Raw genomic sequence first — 20034 nt, forward strand, 5'->3', positions numbered from 1 at the left:
CATTCGTTCGTTATCTACGATAAGCAATCGAGCCTGCTTGCCCACACGACAAAAAAAAAACGCCTCCGGAGAGGCGCTTGACGCTCACACATTCAACCGATACTCCGAAGGACTGAAGCCCACTTCCCTGCGGAACGTTTTGGAGAAATAGTTGGCGTCGTCGAAGCCCGTGGCCGCAGCGACCTCCTTTACGCTTCGGGACGTCGTCTTGAGCAGCAGCTTGGCATGATCCATGCGCTTGCGGCTGACGTACTTGAGCGGCGGGATACCGAAGTGGCGCTTAAAATATTTGCTGAAATAGTTGGGATGCAGATGCAGCACCTCCGCCAGTTCCTCCAGCGTCATCTCTTGATCGAGATGCTCGTCCACATATCGCTGAATGAGCGTCAGCCTTTCCATCTCATGGCTCTGGCTCTGACGGATGCGAACGGGCTGCGCCTCCATTAACAGTGACAGGATGTGAAGCAGAATCGCCTTCTCCTTAAGCCTGGCTGCGATGGACGAATCCTGGTGCGCGGACACAAGCTCACAGAACAGCTCTTCCACTACGGCTCGGTCCAGTCCCGCGAAGCTGCATGGCAGATCCAGCCAATGAAAGACATCCGTCTGCCCCGTTATAGCAGTGAAGTGGCACCAATATTTGCGGAAGGGGCGATCGCTGATCGCCGAAAACGATTGCTGCTTGTGCGCAGGCATCAACACGACTTGCCCCGGCTCCGGATACAGCTCCCGGTCTTCGATTTTGATCCAGCCTTCCCCGTCCAAAATAAAGTACAGTTTATTAAAAGCCGGACGATAATCCAGCTCGCGCCAGCCCGTCCAGCATTGCGTCAACTTCGCTTCAAGCACCTCAACCTGCATACCCAATACCATGTCGCGCGCGGCTCCGCCGATGACGCTTCCGTCCATGCGTACCTCCCCGTTCTGTCGCTTGAACAGGAACTTGTCCAAGCCTGGTTATCCGCTATTTTTTTACCCGCGATAGTTAGTTTCCTTCTCTGTCCATTCTATCACAACCTTGGTAAACTGATGCTGAACATTACGAGACAGGAGGTTTCTCGCATGAGTACTGGACAGCAATTAATCAAGGAACGAACGGAGCGGACCGAATGGTTCCTGAGCGACCGGTTCGGCATGTTTATCCACTGGGGGCTGTACGCCATCCCGGCTCGCGGCGAATGGGTCCGCAGCTTCGAGCAATTGACCGTGGAAGATTATCAGCCTTACTTCGAACAATTCGATCCCGTGGACTACGATCCCCGCGCATGGGCGAAGGCGGCCAAGCAGGCCGGGATGAAATATGCGGTGCTGACCGCCAAGCACCATGACGGCTTCTGTCTGTTCGACAGCAAGCTGACGGATTTCAAGGCGACGAACACGAAAGCCGGTCGCGATCTCGTGGCGGAATTCCTCGAAGCATTCCGTGCGGAAGGGCTTAAGGTGGGGCTCTACTACTCCCTCATCGACTGGCATCACGAGGATTATCCCGCTTATGGCGACCAGATCCATCCCATGAAAAATAACGAGCAATTCAAGCGCGATCTCGCAAACTTCCATCGCTACCTGGCCTACATGCACGGGCAGGTCCGCGAGTTGTTGACGAACTACGGCAAACTCGACATCATGTGGTTCGACTTCTCTTACGGCGAGATGAGCCAGGAAACGTGGAAAGCGACGGAGCTGATCGGGATGATGCGCTCCCTGCAGCCGCATATTATTATCGACAACCGGCTGGAAGGAAGCGGAGAGCACGGCGGCAGCATCTATTCCGACGAGCCTACGGTGTACGCGGGCGACTTCGCATCGCCGGAGCAGATCATCCCGCCGCGCGGCATCACCGGCGCGGACGGCAACCCCGTCCCTTGGGAGGCCTGCATCACGCTGAACAACAACTGGGGGTATGCCGCCGCCGACCGTCAGTACAAAAGTCCGGCCACCGTCATCCGCAAGCTCGTGGAATGCGTGAGCAAAAACGGCAATCTGCTCCTCAACGTCGGACCCGACGCCAGAGGCGTCATTCCGAGGGAGTCGCTCGATATTCTCGCCGAGGTCGGCGACTGGATCGCGCGCAACGGCGACAGCATCTACGGCTGCGGCGCGTCGGAGCTGCCGAAGCCCGATTGGGGACGGTACACGAGCAACGGCGGCAAACTGTACGCCCATGTATTCGAAGAGAGCATCGGTCCCATCGTCCTTGCCGGCTTGGCCAGCCGAGTCAAGTCGGCGCGCCTGCTCGCGGACGGCTCCGAGCTCATCGTAAACACACCCTGGAGCGCCAAGGAATTCAAGGAGGACGCATTCGTAAACTTCGCCCGTCCCGAGCATTACACCTATCCGTTGCCGGACAAACGCGACACCGTTATCGAGTTGACGCTGAACGACTAGAGTAGTCTCAACGAAGGCACGGGTACTAAAGACCCAGTAAAAATCTGTCTTGCGATTTTCAATGCCTGATAAAATCCCAACAAAAGAGGGGCTTCCTTCGGCTTTTAAGCCGGAGAAAGCCCCTTTTCCCATTCCTTCCAAAAAACCGCAGCCTTCTTCGGCTGCGGATTTTTTGTTTGTTTATCGGTTATTTGATATAAACGCTGCCGAAAGGGAGCACTTCGCGAAGCAGCCGCTTGAACCAGCCTTCGTCGCTGAGCCGGCTCTCCAGTCCGCTGTCCCGCGAACCCGTCTGAATAAGCACCGGCCCCTTCCCTCTGAGCTCCCACTGCACGTTCATATGCTGGCTCGCGAGGGAATTGCCGTAGACGGACAGTTGGATGGAGGCGTTGTCGGGATAAGCGACAAGCGCTCCCTTATCCACGAACAACGGCGTCTCCTGATCCAGCTGAATGACCGCCAGATCGCCTACCGACAGTACGCCCAGCGTACCCGGACCGCTGAACTGGATGCGGATCAGTTCCCGCGTAATCCATGCCGTCTTGAGTCGCATCACCTTGCTCTTGAAGGTCATATCGTCGGAGAGAAACATAATATGGCGGAAGTCGAACAACAGGCTGCCTCCCTCCGGCACCTCAATGGGCACAAGCGAATAGCCTGCCGGAAGCCCCATGACGAACGAGGCCGGCCCCTGAAGCCTGGAACGGATCCACTTCTTCTTGCGGAAGGCGCCCCCGATGTTCATGAACTTGTCCTCGCGATTTCTGGGAGCTCCGCTGAACGCGATAATCGATCGCGGATGCAGCACCTGAAGAGCTTCTTCTTGATCAAGCTCGACGCGCACATGCCCTAGCGGAGAAGGCGCCGCGATGTTCATGGCAGCGTCACTCCGCGGCTGTCGTCATGCGCTCTGCCGCCGCGCCCTTGGCGGCGCCATGTCAAGAAGCGCCATACCCGTACGGACAACGCATAGACGGCAATGAGCGCCACAAGAGCTCCTGCGGCGATTGCCGCTTTGCGGTACAGCGACTGACGGTTCTGCTCCAGCTCTTCCATCTGGCCCACCAGCCTTGCATTCTCCCGTGCCAGCTCCTCATTGCGTGCCTGCATCTGCTCGTTCTGCTCCCGAATAGCTTCGTTGCTGGACTCCAGCTCCTGCTGGCGTTGGAGCAACTGCTCGGCTTGGCGGCGCGAATCCTCCAGCTGTCCTTCCACGGCCTTGATGCTGGCGTCGTAAGCCTCCTGTAGCTCGTCCAGCTTGTCGGGCGCCTGGTAAATATCCTTGATCCGGTCGAACATGCCGGCACTCGCCGTCTCTATCGGCACGGCAACATATAATAGAGATAGAATCATAACGGTATACAATAGTTTCGCTACTTTCATCGCATTCACCCGCCTTCTGCGATTTATCCACGAAAGATGCGGGTTCCGCGCTTCCGCGTCGCCTTGCATCCTTCGCCTACATCCATACTAATTGTCTCTTATTCTAGCATAAATTAGTCGGGACATGTCGAAATACGCAGAAGTTGCCATAGCGTTCCAACTTAGAGGATTTGCGATCGTTTAGCGGTAATTTGATATTACATGCAACGAACTAACAACATACTAGCAACACTACTAACATGGGAGCATACTAGCAACACACTAGCAACTAGCAACATAGCAACACACTAGCAACTAGCAACACACTAGCAATAAGCGGAAAATCGCCACTTAATTTCAATAGAACTAAGCTTTTTGAACCATTAGAGGGAAATTCACCCTGTAATTAAAGCCTTTTCGAAATATTGGCGAAAAAGCTGCGTCATTAGTAGGAGTTTTTCCCTTTAAGTGGAGCAAACGACCGGAATTGTTGAGATTAGAGGGAGCTTTTCCCATTAAAGTGGAGGCAGCGGACGGACTTGGCAAGTGTGAAGCTGACAGCCCATTCGAACCAGGCAACCTTGGAGAGAAAGCTTTCCCTTAATGCGAGCCGACGGCCGAACCGGGCAAGTTTGGAGGGAGCTTCGGCGTTCTACCACAGTTGCCGATTAAGGCTGCGCCGGCGTGACCGCCTCGCGAATAAGCGTATCCAGCTCCGCGGCATAACGTTCGCCCTGCTCCGCGCTCCAGCCAAGCTCCTGCTCCATGGCCCGAATAACGGGCTCCTTCCATGCGCGGACCGTGTCCATGCGGAAGAAAAGATCCCCCGTGCGGCGGACGAAGAAGTCGGCCGGCGTAACCGCCATTTCGTGAAGCATCGAATACCGCAGCATCGCGGCCAAATCCGACGGCAACCCGTAGACACCGGCCAAGCGGCCGGATTGTTCGGCGTCGTCAAAGATTCTGCTAACGTTCGAGCCGTAGCGCCTTGCCAGGAAGTCCGCATCGAGTCTGCTGAAACCCGCCCTCTCTCCATCCGCAACAGCCGAACGGACATAAGCTTCGAATCGCGCAGAGCCGCCCACGTCACCGCCCGATATCGGCAAGTCGCGCGTCATACTGCTGCCGTACGACCCGCCGTTGCCGTTGCTCTTCATGAGCGAGACAACCTTGTCGACAACGTTCTCCGCCATCTTGCGATAACCCGTCAGCTTGCCGCCCGCGATCGACAGCAAGCCGGATTCCGATACGAACAGCTCATCCCGGCGGGATACCTCCGACGGGGACTTTCCTTCTTGTTGGATAAGCGGCCGAAGTCCCGCCCAGCTCGATTCCACATCCACGGACGTCAGCCGAAGCCGAGGGAACATACCGTTCGCTGCTGCCAGCAGATAGTCGCGGTCAGCGGCCGTCATGGCCGGATGGGCCGTATCGCCCGCATAGTTCGTATCCGTCGTGCCGAAGTACGTCTTGCCGTCACGCGGAATCGCAAACACCATGCGGCCGTCCGGCGTATCGAAGTATACCGCCTGCCGCAGCGGAAATCTGCCTCCGTCGAATACCAGATGCACGCCTTTGGTCAAGCGAAGCGTCTTGCCCCGCTTGGAGCCGTCCAGCTCGCGCACGTCGTCGACCCATGGTCCCGCCGCATTGATGACGTAAGTAGCCGATAACCTATGCGTTGTACCGCCGATGATATCGTGCACTTCCGCCCCGCATACGGTCCCTTTCCCGTCATACAGCAGCTTCTCTGCGCGGGCATAGTTGACCGCCATGGCTCCGGAATCGATCGCCTTTTTGAGCACCTCGATCGTCAGTCTCGCATCGTCCGTCCGATATTCGACATAATAGCCGCCGCCCTTTATGCCGTCCTCCTTCAGCAGAGGCTCCTTCGCCAGCGTCTCGGCCTTGCCAAGCATCTTCCTGCGCTCGCTCCGTTTGACGCCCGCCAGGAAGTCATACACTCTCAGGCCGATCGACGTGGTGAACTTGCCGAATGTTCCGCCCTTGTAAAACGGCAGCAGCATCCACTCCGGAGTCGTCACATGCGGTCCGTTCTCGTATACGATGGCGCGTTCCTTGCCCACCTCGGCGACGACGCCGATCTCGAGTTGCTTCAAGTACCGCAGACCCCCGTGCACCAGCTTCGTCGAACGGCTCGACGTGCCCGCCGCGAAGTCCTGCATTTCCACCAGACCGACTCTCATCCCCCGAGACGCCGCGTCCAGGGCGATACCGGCCCCCGTAATGCCTCCCCCGATGATCAATACATCCAACTGACTGGCCGCCATCGCGCGTAGACTGCCGCTACGACTGCTCGCTCCGAAGGCCGTCTCGCTGAACTGCCCGACTCCTCCTCCGAATTCGCCTGCTTCGTTCCCTGTTCCTACCCGTTCTTGTTCCATATCCGATTCCTCCGTTCGCTCTCCTGTAGACACGTTATGTTTATCATTACCCATTTTCCAGTATTATGCTCATCCGCACGCTCTCCAAATTGAAACCTGAAACACGATAGAAATCGAAAAAAACCGCCCAGACCATCCTCCTCCCTCGCGGAAGGCTGATGGCCTAAACGGTTTCTCCGAATCTCCGACCTTTATTAACTTAACCCCACTATAGCATGTGCCAAAGCCGATCGCAAGCCTAGACTGTTCAGTTGCTAAATGCCATCGCCGCCGCGACCGCCCGCTTCCAGCCGCCATATAGCTCTTGTCTGCGGGCATCGTCCATGGCAGGTTCGAATAGACGATCCACCTGGCGCAGCGCCTCGATCTCGGTCTTATCCTTCCAGAAACCTACGGCGAGACCGGCCAAATAAGCCGCTCCAAGAGCCGTGGATTCCAGCGATAGCGGTCGCTCGACCGGCACGCCGAGCAGATCGCTCTGGAACTGCATCAGAAGACCATTCGACACTGCGCCTCCATCCACCGCCAGCGATTCCAGATGGACGCCGGCTTCCTCCTCCATCACCTTGAGCACATCCTTCGTCTGATACGCCAGCGATTCCAGCACTGCGCGCACGAAGTGCGCCTTGGTCGTGCCCCGCGTCAGACCGAATACGGAGCCTCGTACATCGCTGTTCCAATACGGCGTGCCAAGACCCACGAAAGCGGGCACGACATAAACGCCGTCCGTTCCTCCCGCTTCGGCCGCCAGCGCCTCCGTCTCGGAAGCCGATTCGATCAACTCCAGCCCATCGCGCAGCCACTGAATGGCAGCACCGGCCACGAATACGCTGCCCTCCAGCGCGTATTCCAGCTTTCCGTCCAGCTCCCAGGCGATCGTAGTGAGCAGTCCCTTCTGCGACATGATCGCTTGCTCGCCGGTATTCATGAGCATAAAGCAGCCCGTGCCGTACGTATTTTTCGTCGCTCCCTTGCGGAAGGCGTTCTGTCCGAACAGCGCGGCTTGCTGATCTCCGGCGGCGCCGGAGATCGGAAGGGCAAGCCCCAGCAGCGATTCCTCCGCGTATCCGTAAATTTCGGAGCTGGACTTCACTTCCGGCAGCATCGCGCGAGGGATGCGTAGCAAGCTCAACAGCTCATCATCCCACCCGCGATCATGAATGTTGAACAACAGCGTGCGCGACGCATTCGATACATCCGTCACATGCACCTTCCCGCCTGTCAACTTCCAGATGAGCCACGTCTCGACCGTGCCGAATAGCAGCTCCCCGCGCTCGGAGCGTTCCCGGGCGCCGTCCACATGCTCCAGCAGCCAAGCGATTTTGGTCCCGGAGAAATAAGCGTCGATCAACAGCCCCGTGCGAGCATGAATATTGTCCCCGTGACCATCGGCCTTAAGTCTGTTGCAAATATCGGCCGACTGGCGAGACTGCCAGACAATCGCTGCATGAATGGGCTCTCCTGTCGCTTTGTCCCAGACGATCGTCGTCTCTCTCTGATTCGTAATGCCGATGCCCGCAATCTGCTCCGGCCGCGCGCCCGTTTCCTTCAACACGCCGCGCATGACACGTTTCGTTGATTCCCAGATATCCAATGCATCCGCTTCCACGGCGCCAGGCGATGGGTAATCAAGTTTAAGCTCCTCTCGCGCGATGCCAGCGATCCGCCCCATGCGGTCTACAAGCAGCGCTCTCGTGCTGGTCGTCCCCTGATCCAGCGATAACATATAGGTTTCCACAACGCTTCCTCCTCATACCAGATGGTTCAACAACTATCGATCAATCCATAATCCGATAATGATTACAAAACATAAACCGAATCCATACTGCGCCTGCGGTCCTATTCCCTCCAAAGCTCGCTCCGCGACGTCGTTATCGCAGCGGCCCCCGCCGCCAGCGCCTGCCGCACATGCTCCTTGGTGCGGATCAGTCCGCCCGCGATGACGGGGATGCCGGTCCGCTCCTTCACCTCCGCGATAATCTCGGGCATGAGTCCCGGCAGCACCTCGACGTAATCGGGCTGCGTCTTCTCCAGCAGCTTGCAGCTCTTCTCCAGCGCATCCGAATCCAGCAGGAACAGCCTCTGTACGGCGATAAGCCCTGCTTGCTTCGTCCGGGCGATTACGCCCGCGCGCGTCGAGATAAGCCCTGCCGGGCGAATCGTCTGGCATAGATACTCCGCCGCGTATTCGTCGTTCTTAAGGCCGTCGATGAGATCGGCGTGCAGAAGCACTTTTTTGCCGCCGGCTCTGGCCAGATCGACAAGCCCTTGAACATGTCCCAGATGCCCGCCCAGCAGCACCATGTACGTATAGGGCGACGCGATAATCGCCTCTACTTCCTTCGCCTTGCGAGCCGCCGGAAGCAAGCTCTGCTCCTTCGTCAACAGCGGCATACCCGCCACCTCCCGATCAGTCATCCTACACACTAAGGTAATACGAAGTGCGGTCCAAGCGCAAATAGCAAATTTACTCCAGCTGTTCTCCGCATGGTGAAATAGGGACTGTCATATGCTACAATACGGTGATCTCAAACGCATTCAGGACTAGGAGGGTGAAGCTTCGCCCATGTTAATGATCGGTATCGCAGGAGGCACCGGCTCCGGCAAAACAACCGTCGCGCGTTCCGTCATCGACCGGATCGGCGCAGACAAAGTCACATTCATCTCGCAGGACAATTATTATAAAAATTTCCCAGAGCTTATCTTCGAAGAACGCGAGCGCCTCAATTACGATCACCCGCTGGCCTTCGACAACGAATTGCTTATTCGCGATCTCAAGCTTCTGCGCGAAGGACGCCGGGCCGTCGCGCCGGTCTACGACTTCTCCCGTCACGCCCGCTCCGAGACCGAAACGCTGGAGCTCAAGCCGAATCGGATCGTTGTGCTGGAAGGGCTGCTCGTGCTGGCCGACCAACATGTGCGGGATCTGCTCGATATCAAAGTGTTCGTCGATACCGACCCGGACGTCCGCATTTTACGCAGGGTGCTGCGGGATATCCAGGAACGCGGCCGCAGCATACAGTCCATTTACGACCAATATCTGGAGACGGTAAAACCGATGCATGAAGCCTTTATCGAGCCGTCCAAAAAATACGCCGACCTCATCATCCCCGAAGGCGGGCATAATCAGGTTGGCATCCAGCTTCTCTCCGCGCTTATGGAGAACGTGCTCAACGAAGCTTAAATGAACGACCTTGCAGACAAGGCCGCGGGTCATGCGACTCGCCCGCCGCTTTCGTACGTTTTTTCGGGACGCTGCCGGCATCATGAATTGACAGGATGATATTAGTACCGTATAGTACCATTATGACACCTACAAAACGAACGAACTCCAATCGCGACGTCGCTCTGGAAGCCGCGTCGCATCTCTTCCTCACGCGGGGCGTAACGGTCACCAGCATGGATGACATCGTCGCCTACAGCCATGTCTCCAAGACGAATATTTATTATTATTTCAAGAGCAAGGAGGAGCTTCTGCTCACGATCGTGGACGGTTTAACGTCACACTACGAGCGAAGGCTGGCCGCTATTCTGTCGGAAGAGGGGGCGTCCGTCTACGACAAGCTTGAGAGGGTCATCTGCGCCTTATCCTTGGAGAACGAAAATAACAACTATCTCGGCGGATGTCCCTTCCTGACGCTGTACGTCCAGACGGCTGGCGAATACCCCGCGGCTAAAGAGAAATTCCGGCGTTTTTTCTTCATGCAGCTGGAAAGTCTGGAAGCCCTGCTGACGGACGGAATAAGTCGGGGCGAATTGCGCAAGGATCTGCCTGCGCAAGCAACCGCCGCGATGATCGTCTCGACGATCGAAGGTGGGTTGTTTGTCGCCCAGAGCACCGGCATGAACGGAATGCTGAAGGATGTATTGCCTGCTTTAGCGCTTTTGCTAAAGTAATTTTTTTAATCAAATTAGTACCTATTAGTACTATAAATTCAAATCGATGGGACGGATGACACATGAACGTATTTTTGACCGGCGGAACGGGATTTATCGGCAAACCTCTCCTGAAGAGACTGGCTGCGGAGGGCCATCGCGTCTATGCGCTTGTGCGCTCCCTATCGAAGTTCGAGACTGTGCTGGAAGAGCTGCGGATGACGGATAGAGATCAGACCGTCTTGCCAATGGTCGGCGACTTAACCTTGCCGAAGCTGGGCCTCTCCACGGAGAACATCGGGCAATTGCTGGCTTGCGACACGTTCATTCATGCAGGCGGTCCGATGAATATCGGGCTGGATCTGGCCGAGGCCGAGATCGTGTTCCGCGGCGCGGCCCGGGAAGCGGCCGGACTTGCGGAGAGCCTTGTCAGGGAAGGCAAGCTGCGCCACTTCGTTCACGTCGTCGGATTCATGAGTCCATACGACGAGAGCAACGCGCTGACGGATCTGTCCGGCGCCGTCAGCCACGCACCGCCTTACGAGATCATGAAGTTCCAGGCCGATTCCTACATTCGTAAGGCTCTGCGACCGCTTGAAATAACCTTGTCCACCGTCAATCCCAGCGTCGTCGTCGGCCATTCGGTCACAGGCGAGATTGAGCAGACGGGCGGACTCGGCATTCTCGTCGATGCCGTTCGCAAAGGAGCGATGCCCCTGTCTCCTGGAGGGACGGATCATTGGCTGCCCATGGTCCATGTCGATCATACGGCGGCGTTCATCGCAAGTCTCGTCGCAAAGAGACCTGCCGTCAGCGATACCTTTTACTTGTTGGATGATAAGAGAGATAGCCTTTCCATGCCGGAGCTGACGGGGCTTATCGCCCGGGAGCTTAGGGTGAAACCTCCGCTCGCCGCGGCTCCTCCCGTCTTGATAAAGCGGCTGTTGTCATGGGGCGGGAACCGACTGCTCGGCATCCCCTCCGAGTCGATGAACTTCATCGTGCGGAAAGAATTTTCGACGACATCCAAGGAACGCGTGCTGCGAGGTCTTGCCGTCAACCAAGAGGCGCTCCGCCGCGTCGTCGCCGATCTCGACTATCGGCTTAGCCATCCGGGCCGCAAGCTTTCCGGTGATGCGACGCTTCATGTCCACGAGGGGATGACGCTGCTGGCCTTGCAGGATGGGATTCATCCGGCTGCGGGCATTACGGCTGAGGTTATTTCGGGAGAGGGGAACCTCCCTTCCGCTAATCAGCCTTCGCGGCTACCGACGACCGGTCAACCCATGCCGCTCGTATTCGTTCACGGCATCTACAGCTCGGCGGAGCAACTGCTGCCGCTTGCCAGAGCCGTCAAGCATGACGGGCCTAAGCAGATCATTGAGCTTCCCGGCCTTGGGCGCGCGCCTTACCATCGTCATCCTTCGGTCATGGAAGGGTATGTCGAAGGTCTTGCGCGCCTGCTGCGAAGCTTCGACGAACCTGTCGTGCTGATCGGCCATTCCTTTGGCGGTTTGATTGCGGCGAAAGCGACGGAGAGCGTGCCCGGCGCCGTTCGCAAGCTGCTTCTGCTCCAGCCTGCGCTTCATCCCGTACGCAAGGCCGCGTATCGTTTCCCGAAGCTGAGCGCCCGCTTGTTCAGGCGCGGCTCGTTTCGCCTGATCTCCAAACAGCTCAAAAAATCCGGCACCTTCGCCATGAGCGAGAATGTGCCGGAGGACTATGTTCGTTACGTCCGGGAGGAGCTGGCTTCTCCCAGAGTGTTGTCGACGACGGCGGAAATTGCCAGGCAACTGACGCGCGCGGACGTTTACTTGCCGATGCTGTCGGCTTCATTACGGAACAAAGCGGCCATTCTGTGGGGTGAAGCGGATGCCGTATGGCGGATACCGCACGCCTTGCAGGGATGCCGTGTGGATACGTTGCCTTTCGGTCATCAATTTCCCATCTCCCGTCCGTTAGAGACGGCGGCTTGGATCGAAGACCAATTGGCGGATCGGGGAAATTCCATCAACCCCGTGCTTCTCTCCGATACTCCGTGAAGTAGAAAGCACCAGTCGTATGCGCCGAATCGATAATGCGGTTTATCACTTTGCATACATGCTGCATAGAGTCGATGTCCTTGAGTGTAGAGGCCATTTGATGCAACGTATTGAGACTCCCGAGCGCATGCTCCTTGCCAACGACCCCGTTCTTTAAATTGGCAACAACCCGATCGATTTCTATGTGGATGAACCAGGCCGTCCTCTTTCTAAGCGATTTATTGTCCAAATAGCGCCCCTCCGTCATCTTGATTAATAATCTCTATGACTAGTATAGCGAGCTTGATCGCAGAGGGGTGTCGAAGCGCGTAGTCGAAACGCAATTCTTTCTGACAAGATTCTAACTACAATTCCGACAAAATACGATGGTATACTTTGGAATTTAAATCTAGCAATTGGATTATATTTCAATTCGGTGAACCTGGGAAGTTACACCGGATTGCTGCAGGTAAGGAACGTTAGACCGATCGATGTCAGCTATATCAGCGTGCGCAGCGTCTCCATCCTTGCGTACGTGCTTCATGGCATTCCGGCGCTGCTGGAACTATTCCTGATTGGAAGCCGCTGATGCAGGATCGCAACATTGTATGAACTTAATACCGTGTGTGGCTTGAACACCAGGTATGAGCTGAACACGCTGTATGGTCTGAACACTGTATGTGACCTTAATGCTGTGTGTGACCCGAACACCGGGTATGACCTGAACTCCGGGTACCCTCACCATTAATTGTGCATTTTTACTCAATTTCTCTGATCATTACCGCCCCCGGGTCGCAATTTGTACGAATATACACGAATCCTCGATCTACATCGTTTCTTTGAAGTCATTAAGACCGAAATTTATGTATTTTCTCCTAGGCCCCCTAATTAAACTGGAGTCCTCCCACCCAATAATTTAATATTGAGATAAGGGAGTGATTCGGTGTGGGGAAAAGAATGAACAGGGACGCACAGATTAAAGTAGTTAAAGAAGCGATGGCTGGTGTTAAGGTCGGGGTTTTAGCGCGTATGTACGACCTACATCCTGAAACGATACGAAACTGGATACGGGATCTTCGGGATACCATACCCGTCGAGGAGATTCCCGTTGCCGATGAACATTTGCAAGAATTACAGAGATTGCAGGATGTTGAACAGCAGTTTGAGAAAGCCGTCAAAATGATTGGCGAAAAAGAGCTCGAAATCGAAATGCTGCGTGAGTTGCTAAAAAAGAGAGACCCCGCTTATCTGAAAAAATTGAAGTAGCAGAGCCATTTATTAAGCGGGGAGTGCCAGTGGCCACAGTTCTGCGTATTCTGGGCATTTCAGAATCTACTTATTACGACCGAAAGAGAAGAGTAACCACTCCATCTACGAGCCCCGCGGCAGGCCGACCAGGCCGTCCTGTACCTGGTTACTCCTATACGTTTGACGGCGAGTCTGTAAGCGACGAGCAAATCAAGGAATGGCTCCTCGAACTCATTGAGGGCGAAGAGACTGTCTATGGCTACAAGCTTTTAGCACAATGCATCCGTGATCAGCACAACGTGAGACTGGACAAGAAGAAGTCATACCGCCTGTGTACCGAGCTAGGTATCCTTCAAAAGCCGCGCCAGCGTGTACATACGCATCCACGGAGGCTACCCAAAAACCGCGTCGTGACGGGCGTTAACCAGCTGTGGCAAATGGATATTAAGTATGGTTACGTTACAAAGCTAAACCGTTTCTTTTTCATTCTCAGCATCATCGATGTGTTTGATCGTGTCGTCGTCAAACAATACCGAGGACCCGTGTGCGAGTCCAAGCATGCCGTTCAGACCCTTTGTTATGCCTTACAGGATCGTGTAAGACTAGGAGAGGCCATGCCTGTTATTCGTACCGACAATGGTCCGCAATTCGTCAGCCAGCTATTCGGGGACATGTGTGAGTGCCTCGAGGTTGAGCATGAGCGAATTCCACCTCGCACACCAGATATGAATGCCTACATCGAGTCATTCCATAGCATTCTGGAGCGCAATTTGTTGAGGCAAAGAGAATTTACGACCTTTCATGAAGCTTATGAAGCACTCGATACTTACATGGACTTCTATAATAACCGCAGGATGCATGGTAGCTTAAAGAGGATGCCTCCTGCCGTTTTTTCAGAGTGGGTGCAGACGTTAGAGGATACTTCTGCATTCCATAAAGCAATGTAAAGACATGAAAAAGAGAGAGACTCTACGAAAACAGCATTTTTGGTGGACAAGACTCCGGAATTAGGGGGCCTAGCCGTTTTTGCACAAATTTATGAAATTATCATTCATACTGGGCTATATTTGTGTATTTTCGTACAATTGTTATCACTAATCGCGTTATCGTACCGATAGTTTTGACCAAAAAGCCTTTTTCGTTGCAGCCAAAAAACGCCCCGGCTGCCGTTAGGCAACGCAAGGCGTGAGGAGCAGGGCGTGCACAAGCACGAGGTGCAAGGCGCTAGACTCGAGCTGCGAGGTATGAAGCGCAAAACGCTAGACGCTAGGTATTAGACTCTCGAGTCACCAAGCACGAGGCGCTAGACGCTAAGTCCCAGGCACAAATCCGTTCAGCAACAAATTAATCCAGCAAAGCGGCCTGCCGCTTATAATGGTCCTCGATAACCATGCATACCATCGCCTCGATAACCGGTACAACACGAGGGCAAATGCTGGGATCATGTCTGCCGATCGTCGTGATCGGCTTCTCGTTTCCTTCCACATCCACCGTCATCTGGGGCTTGGAGATGGAAGAGGTGGGCTTGACGACAACGCGGAACACGATGTCCGCACCCGTACTGATGCCGCCGATGATGCCGCCGGCATGGTTCGTTTTGAAGCCGTCCGCGCCCATCTCGTCGTTATGCTGGCTGCCCCGCATAGTGGCCGCCTGGAATCCCGTCCCGAACTCGATGCCTTTGATGGCGCCGATCGACAGCATCGCCTTAGCGAGCTCCGCGTCCAGCTTGTCGAATACCGGCTCTCCAAGTCCTGCCGCCACGCCGCTGATTCTGCATTCGACGATGCCTCCGCAGCTGTCGCCCTCCAGAGCCAATTCTTCGATGTGTTTAATCATGCGCTCTGCCGCCACGGGATCGCATGCCCGCACCGCATTCCGCTCGATCGCATCGGGATCGAACGTTTCGCAGCGGATGCCGCCGATCTCCTTCGTATAGGCGAGAACGGATACGTTCCGCTTCTCCAGCAGCTTGCGCGCCACGGCGCCTGCCGCCACGCGGGCTGCCGTCTCCCTGCCCGAAGCCCTTCCGCTGCCCCGGTAATCCCGAATGCCGTACTTCTGATCGTACGTGTAATCCGCATGCCCCGGTCTGTACAACGACTTAATGTCATCGTATGCCGATGGCTTCATATCCGTATTGTTCAGGATGATGCATAGCGGCGTGCCCGTCGTACGCCCTTCGAATATGCCCGATACGATCCGAATTTTGTCATATTCCTTCCGAGGCGTCGTTACGGAGGATTGGCCGGGCCTTCTGCGGTCCATCTGCACCTGAATATAGGCCTCGTCCAGCTCGACCCCAGGCGTGACGCCGTCTACGATGACCCCCACCTCCAGTCCGTGCGATTCACCAAATGTCGTCATCTTCAATCGTTCCCCGAATGTGCTGCCCGCCATAACGCAAGCCTCCCTCTTTTTTTCATCGTCCGAGTGTTCTCTTCTTCATTTTAGAGGTATACTTGGAATAAATGAAATTACAATATTTGAATCCTGTCATAGAGAGGGTTGATGTCAATGGTGTCTCATACGGAGTGGTATCGCATCTTTCTGTATGCCGCCGAAGCCTCGAATTTAACCAAAGCCGCCCAGCAGCTTCATATGACGCAGCCTTCCGTCAGCTACGCGATCAAGCAATTGGAAGAAACGCTAGGCGTTGCCCTGTTTAATCGATTGCCTAAAGGCGTACAGTTGACCGAGGAGGGCAAGGTGCTGTATCGGCATGTTCGACTGGCCTTCGAGGAGCTGGGAGCCGCCGAGCGGCATATGAACAATCTCCGTCAATTGCATGAAGGGATCGTGCGCATTGGCGCGAACGGAGCCATTATTCGGGATAGCGTGCTCCCGGCGCTGGATGCGTTCCAAGACCGTTATCCGGATATTCACATCCAGCTTATCCAGGATCAATCCAGCAGTATTGTCGATCGGCTAAAGAAAGGAGAGCTGGATCTCGGCTTCGTTCATCTTCCGGTCTCGGACGACGAGATCGAGATCGTCGCATCGCGCATCTCCCCATACTGCGTCGTGGCAGGAACGGCCTTCGAGGAATATGCGGACCGGCCTTTATCGGCGGAACAACTTACTAAGCTTCCTCTATTGTTGCTTTCCTCCGGAAGCTCAACGCGCAAATACGTTGAACGCTGGTTCCAATCACAAGGCATGGAGGCCAAAGCCGATTTCGAATTAAGCAGCTTGGACATGCTGGCCGAGTTCGCGGAACGGGGATATGGCGTAACGTTCCTGCCACGGGCCTTCATCGCCTCCGGCATCTCCCGGAGATCGCTCCTGGAGCTTCGCACGGAGGTGCCGCTGCCGGATCGGCAGATTGGCATTGCCGCCAGAAAGCAGGCCCCCCTCTCCATCGCGGCGGAGTCTTTCCGGGACCTGCTGCAAGCACAGCAGTAGCGTCTTCCGTAGCGTTCCAGTGAGACTAGAGTTCCGCTGAGACAGCTCTGCCCGGCATGGACGCAGGCAGTAGCGTCTTCCGCAGAAGACTAGCGCTTCTTGCGTTCCTGGGAGACAACTCGGCCAGGCATGGAGGCTGGCAGTAGCGTCTTCCGCAGCAGCCAGCGCTTCTCGCGTTCCTGGGAGACAACTCGGCCCGGCATGGAGGTTGGCAGTAGCGTCTTCCGCAGCAGCCCAGTGAGCCTCGCATTCCTGGCAGACAACACAGCCTGGCATGGAGGCCGGCTTTTCGAAGTTTACAAAAATCCCATCGAGCGGGATTTGTCAGCGACCATCCAGTCGCCGCTGCGGCTCTTGGCGTAATCCGACTTCATCTCCTCGACCAGCCGTTCCAGATCCGCTTCCCCTTCGTACTGGCGTTGCAGGGCTGCGGATACGTAGAGCTCGCCAAGCTGCGCGAAAGTAAAACCCTCCGTGCGGCGGGCGATATCGGCGATCTGGTCCTCGGCGGCGAATCTGCCCAGGCCTTTGCGCGTCAGATAGGCAAGACGCAGTCGTTCGTCCGGCAGCTTCACCTCGTATGCCCGGTCGAAGCGACCTGCCCGGTTCATAAGAGCGGGATCAATCTTCTCCGGGTAGTTGGTGGTTCCAATCAGGAAGACGCCTTCCTTGGAAGCGGCGCCGTCCAGCGTGTTCAGGAAATACGATCGGCAGGACTCCGGCATGGAGTCCAGATCCTCGATGACGAGCACCATCGGAGCCATGCGGGCCGCGGCCGCGAACACTTCGGCGATGGACTCGCTGTTCGTATACTCCGTAATTTGCCAATACGCGACAGGCGCGTCGACGGTAGCCGAGATCGAACGGACGAGCGTCGTTTTGCCGTTGCCGGGTTTGCCGTAGAGCAAAATGCCCCTTTTATACGGAATGCCATACTCTTGGAAGAACAGTCCCTCATTACTGAAAAACTCGTCCACCGAACGGTAAATTTGCGTCTTGAGCGACTCCTCCATAAATACGTCGTCGCGCGTCACCTCGCCCTTGGGGTTCATCCGCTCCTGCTCCAACCCGTCGCGCGTATCGCTAAACAAGATCAGCTTCCTGCACTCCAGCTGGCGCTTGCGCATATCGGCGAGGAACGCTCCAAGCCCCTCATCATGCTCCGCGAAAATAATATCCTCGTTGCCAAGCCCGTACTGCGTCTCTCTCGGAATGCGAGCGAAGGCCACACGGAACTTGTCATAAACGAAAAGGTTGTTGCGAGCGGACGGACGAATCTCGTAGCCCGACAGCCGCCGGTCCGGCTCCGACTCGAACTGGAATTGGCTCGTCTCTACCAGATCGTACAAACTGGCAACATGCCGAAGCCCTTCGTAGCCGCTGCGGATGTCCTCGCAGAGCGCATCCCAGACGTCGTTGTTCTCATCCTGGTAATAGAGCTTGGGTTCTGCATCCCAACGTTCCGTCAGATTGACCATGATCCGCTCCATCATGGCCACATAGTTGAAGTAGTTATGCCTCCCGCCGATAGCCGCGCCTCTATCTTTGGCATCCGCGGACCGCACGATGAATGGCGTTTCGGGTTTCTGTTCGTTTTTGAATACGATGTTCATCTTGTTCATTGTTCATCACCTTTTTGTTAAATGCCTTTAATCGTCGCCATGGGGCGGCATTTCGCGACAACGGATGCCAGACCCGCTCCGACTACGCTGTCCACGATTTCATCAACGTCCTTGTACGCTTGCGGGGATTCGTCCAGAATAGCCTCCAGCCCGCGATGGTTCACCACGATCTCGTCCTCTTCGCCGATGCGCATGGAACGTGCGAATTCGTCGACCGTGACCAGCTGCTTCGTCGCGTTGCGCGACCGTATTCTGCCTGCTCCATGGCAGATAGAATGGTAGTTGGCCTCGCCGCCAGGGGCACCGACCATCAGATAGGAGGCCGTCCCCATGGAACCCGGGATAAGGGCGGGATGGCCCGTCTCCAAATACGGCGCGGGGTTGCCGGGATGGCCTGCGGGCAGCGACTTGGTCGCTCCTTTGCGGTGGACGAAGTAGGCGGACTCCCCTTCCCCCTCCTCGCAGGCGTAGTTATGCATCAGATCGTATAACGTGCGAAGCTCGGCAGCCTTGCCCAGCGTTTCCTTAAATGCCTCGCGAACCGCGAAAGCCATGAGATGGCGATTTACAATGGCGAAGTTAAGCGCGGAATACATCAGGTTTACGTACGCGTACCCGGCCCCGCTCTCCAGCGGCGCGAACTGCAGCTTCGGGTCTGCCGTTCCGAGTCCCGCGCGGCTCATCGTCTTCGCGACCTCGGAGCCGCAATACTGGTTGACGGAGCCGCCCCATGCCCGGGAGCCGGAGTGGATCATGACGACGACCATGCCGTCCTCAAGCCCCCAGCGGTTTGCAATATCGCGGTTGTCTTCATGGATGCGAAGAGATTGAATCTCCACAAAATGGTTGCCGCCGCCCAGCGTTCCCAGCTGTCTATGGGCGCGATGCCACACATGCTCCGGCAGCCGATCGAGCTCGGCTTCGTCGAAGCGGAAGCCGCTGCTCTCGACATGTGTAAGCGAAGTCGCTTTCTTGGGCGTGTAGGCATCCGGCACGTATTTGCCCGGGAGACCGTGCAGCCCTTTGCGCAGCACATGCTCCAGCCGGATATCGGAGAAGAAGCCCCTCGCGTGGTTCTCCACCGGGATGAGCCGTTCGATCGCTTTTACCAGCTTGCGCCTCAGCCGAACGTCGCGAAGCTCTTCCTCGCGAATGTTCGTCAGGTGGACGCGCATGCCGCAGCCGATGTCGCTGCCCACGATGGAAGGCGAGACGAATCCGTTCTCCATCCCCCATACCGCCGTCGTCCCGATGCAGGTCCCGACGCCGACATGGGCGTCCGGCGTGTAGCTCATGAAGCGGATATTCGGGATTTGCAAATTGTTGTTCGCCATCTCGAGGACCTTGTGCCCCATTCCGTGGAACAGCGGGTCGCTGGCGTAGACATGCAGATCCCCGGCGGGCAGATCCACTCGTCTGTAATAAGTTTGTTGTGTGCTCATATGTTGGTACTCCTTTATTTTTCATTGGTTTCTTGACGTGTAATTGATCGGCGGCGCCGACCTGCTTTGCACCAGGGGCGCGGTATCCGGCTTTTAGATTCGGCTAGGCCGACTTACAAACACAAATTAAAGGAATAATTGCGCTAGTGGCACGGTATCCGGCTTTTAGGTCGGCGACTAAACAAAGGGAAAAACTCCCTCTATTTCGATCCTCTCGGGTCTCTGCATCAAATTAAAGGGAAATGTTCCCTCAATATTGCGTAATTAC

At 56.0% G+C, this 20034-nt stretch carries 18 protein-coding genes; 8 read left to right on the forward strand and 10 right to left on the reverse strand.

Annotated features, from left to right (window positions below; all coding sequences use genetic code 11):
- Nucleotides 1-84: 84 nt before the first annotated feature.
- Nucleotides 85-909: a helix-turn-helix transcriptional regulator gene (locus KJW29_RS22625; protein WP_214626299.1), complete on the reverse strand. Its 825-nt coding sequence runs from the start codon at nt 907-909 to the stop codon at nt 85-87.
- Nucleotides 910-1062: 153 nt separating this feature from the next.
- Here KJW29_RS22625 and KJW29_RS22630 point away from each other — a divergent pair, with 153 nt between their 5' ends.
- The gene (locus KJW29_RS22630) at nt 1063-2385 is read left to right on the forward strand and encodes an alpha-L-fucosidase (RefSeq protein WP_214626300.1); all 1323 of its coding nucleotides are present in this window, start codon (nt 1063-1065) and stop codon (nt 2383-2385) included.
- 187 nt (nt 2386-2572) lie between these two features.
- Here KJW29_RS22630 and KJW29_RS22635 read toward each other — a convergent pair whose 3' ends face one another.
- The 5 genes from KJW29_RS22635 to KJW29_RS22655 all read right to left on the reverse strand — a co-directional run bounded on the left by KJW29_RS22635 (nt 2573) and on the right by KJW29_RS22655 (nt 8546).
- Nucleotides 2573-3262 (reverse strand): AIM24 family protein, encoded by a 690-nt coding sequence (locus KJW29_RS22635; RefSeq protein ID WP_214626301.1) that lies wholly within the window; start codon nt 3260-3262, stop codon nt 2573-2575.
- The gene (locus tag KJW29_RS22640) at nt 3259-3768 is read right to left on the reverse strand and encodes a DUF3450 domain-containing protein (RefSeq protein ID WP_214626302.1); all 510 of its coding nucleotides are present in this window, start codon (nt 3766-3768) and stop codon (nt 3259-3261) included. The genes KJW29_RS22635 and KJW29_RS22640 overlap by 4 nt, the downstream gene beginning before the upstream one ends.
- Before the next feature lie 647 nt (nt 3769-4415).
- A complete protein-coding gene (locus tag KJW29_RS22645) occupies nt 4416-6038 on the reverse strand; it encodes a glycerol-3-phosphate dehydrogenase/oxidase (RefSeq protein WP_214631272.1) in 1623 nt (540 codons plus the stop codon).
- 361 nt (nt 6039-6399) lie between these two features.
- A complete protein-coding gene (gene glpK / locus KJW29_RS22650) occupies nt 6400-7890 on the reverse strand; it encodes a glycerol kinase GlpK (protein WP_214626303.1) in 1491 nt (496 codons plus the stop codon).
- Nucleotides 7891-7991: 101 nt separating this feature from the next.
- Nucleotides 7992-8546: a glycerol-3-phosphate responsive antiterminator gene (locus tag KJW29_RS22655; RefSeq protein WP_087567337.1), complete on the reverse strand. Its 555-nt coding sequence runs from the start codon at nt 8544-8546 to the stop codon at nt 7992-7994.
- Nucleotides 8547-8718: 172 nt separating this feature from the next.
- Here KJW29_RS22655 and udk point away from each other — a divergent pair, with 172 nt between their 5' ends.
- From udk to KJW29_RS22670, 3 genes are all read left to right on the forward strand, one after another.
- Entirely contained in the window at nt 8719-9336 is a 618-nt protein-coding gene (gene udk, locus KJW29_RS22660) for a uridine kinase (protein WP_214626304.1), read from the forward strand.
- A gap of 95 nt (nt 9337-9431) precedes the next feature.
- A complete protein-coding gene (locus tag KJW29_RS22665) occupies nt 9432-10049 on the forward strand; it encodes a TetR/AcrR family transcriptional regulator (RefSeq protein WP_246608340.1) in 618 nt (205 codons plus the stop codon).
- 62 nt (nt 10050-10111) lie between these two features.
- Complete coding sequence (locus tag KJW29_RS22670; protein ID WP_214626305.1) at nt 10112-12070, forward strand: alpha/beta fold hydrolase; 1959 nt, start codon at nt 10112-10114, stop codon at nt 12068-12070.
- Here the strand turns inward: KJW29_RS22670 and KJW29_RS22675 are convergent.
- Nucleotides 12039-12299: a hypothetical protein gene (locus KJW29_RS22675; protein ID WP_214626306.1), complete on the reverse strand. Its 261-nt coding sequence runs from the start codon at nt 12297-12299 to the stop codon at nt 12039-12041. The genes KJW29_RS22670 and KJW29_RS22675 overlap by 32 nt on opposite strands.
- A gap of 210 nt (nt 12300-12509) precedes the next feature.
- Here KJW29_RS22675 and KJW29_RS36535 point away from each other — a divergent pair, with 210 nt between their 5' ends.
- From KJW29_RS36535 to KJW29_RS22685, 3 genes are all read left to right on the forward strand, one after another.
- Entirely contained in the window at nt 12510-12638 is a 129-nt protein-coding gene (locus tag KJW29_RS36535) for a hypothetical protein (protein ID WP_281426280.1), read from the forward strand.
- A 356-nt stretch (nt 12639-12994) separates the two neighbouring features.
- Nucleotides 12995-13315, forward strand: coding sequence for a helix-turn-helix domain-containing protein (locus KJW29_RS22680; RefSeq protein ID WP_214626307.1), 321 nt, complete (start codon nt 12995-12997; stop codon nt 13313-13315).
- A 23-nt stretch (nt 13316-13338) separates the two neighbouring features.
- The gene (locus KJW29_RS22685) at nt 13339-14244 is read left to right on the forward strand and encodes an IS3 family transposase (RefSeq protein WP_281426281.1); all 906 of its coding nucleotides are present in this window, start codon (nt 13339-13341) and stop codon (nt 14242-14244) included.
- Between the two features lie 397 nt (nt 14245-14641).
- Here KJW29_RS22685 and aroC read toward each other — a convergent pair whose 3' ends face one another.
- Nucleotides 14642-15697 (reverse strand): chorismate synthase, encoded by a 1056-nt coding sequence (gene aroC / locus KJW29_RS22690; protein ID WP_214626309.1) that lies wholly within the window; start codon nt 15695-15697, stop codon nt 14642-14644.
- A gap of 117 nt (nt 15698-15814) precedes the next feature.
- Here aroC and KJW29_RS22695 point away from each other — a divergent pair, with 117 nt between their 5' ends.
- A complete protein-coding gene (locus KJW29_RS22695) occupies nt 15815-16702 on the forward strand; it encodes a LysR family transcriptional regulator (protein ID WP_214626310.1) in 888 nt (295 codons plus the stop codon).
- 296 nt (nt 16703-16998) lie between these two features.
- On the opposite strand, the gene KJW29_RS22700 is transcribed toward KJW29_RS22695, so the two are convergent.
- Together KJW29_RS22700 and KJW29_RS22705 are read right to left on the reverse strand one after the other, a co-directional pair.
- Nucleotides 16999-18315, reverse strand: coding sequence for an AAA family ATPase (locus tag KJW29_RS22700; RefSeq protein ID WP_214631274.1), 1317 nt, complete (start codon nt 18313-18315; stop codon nt 16999-17001).
- Between the two features lie 26 nt (nt 18316-18341).
- Nucleotides 18342-19766, reverse strand: a complete 1425-nt coding sequence (locus KJW29_RS22705) for an RtcB family protein (protein ID WP_214626311.1) — start codon at nt 19764-19766, stop codon at nt 18342-18344.
- Nucleotides 19767-20034: the final 268 nt, after the last annotated feature.

This window comes from Paenibacillus agaridevorans, from assembly GCF_018604145.1.
In the GTDB taxonomy this organism is placed as follows: Bacteria; Bacillota; Bacilli; order Paenibacillales; family Paenibacillaceae; genus Pristimantibacillus; species Pristimantibacillus agaridevorans.

Excerpts from the sequence above, each read along its gene's own strand:
- KJW29_RS22670 (WP_214626305.1), top strand. The coding sequence starts at position 10,112 with ATGAACGTATTTTTGACCGGCGGAACGGGATTTATCGGCAAACCTCTC.
- udk (WP_214626304.1), top strand. The coding sequence starts at position 8,719 with ATGTTAATGATCGGTATCGCAGGAGGCACCGGCTCCGGCAAAACAACC.
- KJW29_RS22705 (WP_214626311.1), bottom strand. The coding sequence starts at position 19,766 with ATGAGCACACAACAAACTTATTACAGACGAGTGGATCTGCCCGCCGGG.
- KJW29_RS22635 (WP_214626301.1), bottom strand. The coding sequence starts at position 3,262 with ATGAACATCGCGGCGCCTTCTCCGCTAGGGCATGTGCGCGTCGAGCTT.
- KJW29_RS22665 (WP_246608340.1), top strand. The coding sequence starts at position 9,432 with ATGATATTAGTACCGTATAGTACCATTATGACACCTACAAAACGAACG.
- KJW29_RS22695 (WP_214626310.1), top strand. The coding sequence starts at position 15,815 with ATGGTGTCTCATACGGAGTGGTATCGCATCTTTCTGTATGCCGCCGAA.
- KJW29_RS22655 (WP_087567337.1), bottom strand. The coding sequence starts at position 8,546 with ATGCCGCTGTTGACGAAGGAGCAGAGCTTGCTTCCGGCGGCTCGCAAG.
- KJW29_RS22630 (WP_214626300.1), top strand. The coding sequence starts at position 1,063 with ATGAGTACTGGACAGCAATTAATCAAGGAACGAACGGAGCGGACCGAA.
- KJW29_RS22640 (WP_214626302.1), bottom strand. The coding sequence starts at position 3,768 with ATGAAAGTAGCGAAACTATTGTATACCGTTATGATTCTATCTCTATTA.
- KJW29_RS22700 (WP_214631274.1), bottom strand. The coding sequence starts at position 18,315 with ATGAACATCGTATTCAAAAACGAACAGAAACCCGAAACGCCATTCATC.
- aroC (WP_214626309.1), bottom strand. The coding sequence starts at position 15,697 with ATGGCGGGCAGCACATTCGGGGAACGATTGAAGATGACGACATTTGGT.
- KJW29_RS22645 (WP_214631272.1), bottom strand. The coding sequence starts at position 6,038 with ATGGCGGCCAGTCAGTTGGATGTATTGATCATCGGGGGAGGCATTACG.
- KJW29_RS22625 (WP_214626299.1), bottom strand. The coding sequence starts at position 909 with ATGGACGGAAGCGTCATCGGCGGAGCCGCGCGCGACATGGTATTGGGT.